A 956-nucleotide genomic window follows, 5' to 3' on the forward strand; every position below is an offset into this window, starting at 1 on the left:
ACAACCTCCGAAAGCTCGCGCTGGCTGCCGGATGAGCGCCGTCATGTTATCGTCTTATCGTCGCGGCCACACCGCGACTAAACAGACAGGCTCCTAGCTTGGCAGATGCAAGCGACCGATTGGGAGATATCATTGCCATCCTACAAGCGGAGCTTTAAGGCGCGGTTCTGGTCACGTCGTTTAATCACGCAACGCTCCTGCCGATAGAGACGTGCAGGCCGCGCAAAGTGTTAGCACCGTCTCGGCGTCGGTGCCTATGACCCCAGCAGCATGGCACAGACTCGTCCCGAACTGAACTGCTGCGCACACTGCTCCGGGTCGCACAGCGGTGCAGCTCGTCGAAATCGGCTAGGCAGCCCCGACCAGTTCATCTGGGTAACCGGCGGCGTAGTTGCGCGACACACGGGCGGCACTAACTTGAAACTGCGTTGCCTTGGACGGAGCGAACTCAGGCGTGTGTGCGATGGCTTCAAAACGCACTCGCCCCTCGGGTTCAAGTTAACATCATCCACGAAAATGGCCTTTGCTGTTTTGCAGACGCATGCCGCCAATCGTGTCGCTCAAACAGCGCTCACAGCCGAGGGCTGGTATCAAGAAAGTCGCATTTGCGTACGCCTACAATATTTCTCGGACTGCTGTCCACGAGCAGGCTGCGACACACCTCACTCGCAGGCTGCTCGCCTCTTTGCGCATGCGATGCTGTGGATGCCAATATGCAAGTACCCGCAATGAACAACTAGCATTACAGTTGCCTTTTTTGCGGGCGTCTGAATCCATGGGCAGCCATGTGGACGCGGGCCGCGTCGGTTGAGGAGGCGCTTGCGTTGTGGGCGGCGTCGCTTCGAGAGATCAAGAAACGGATACGTCCGTTGTTCACGCAAGAGCGTGTGGCGACGAATGCAGGCCTGTTCCTGGAAGGTCTGCTCGGAGATGAGCAGCGCAAGACCGGTTGGATG

The 956-nt window shown here is 58.3% G+C and carries 1 pseudogene; it reads left to right on the forward strand.

What is annotated here, in order from left to right:
* Positions 1-785: 785 nt before the first annotated feature.
* Positions 786-956 (forward strand): annotated as a pseudogene (locus IVB48_RS23615) (IS701 family transposase); the annotation flags it as partial.

Source organism: Bradyrhizobium sp. 76 (assembly GCF_023073025.1).
Lineage (GTDB): Bacteria > Pseudomonadota > Alphaproteobacteria > Rhizobiales > Xanthobacteraceae > Bradyrhizobium.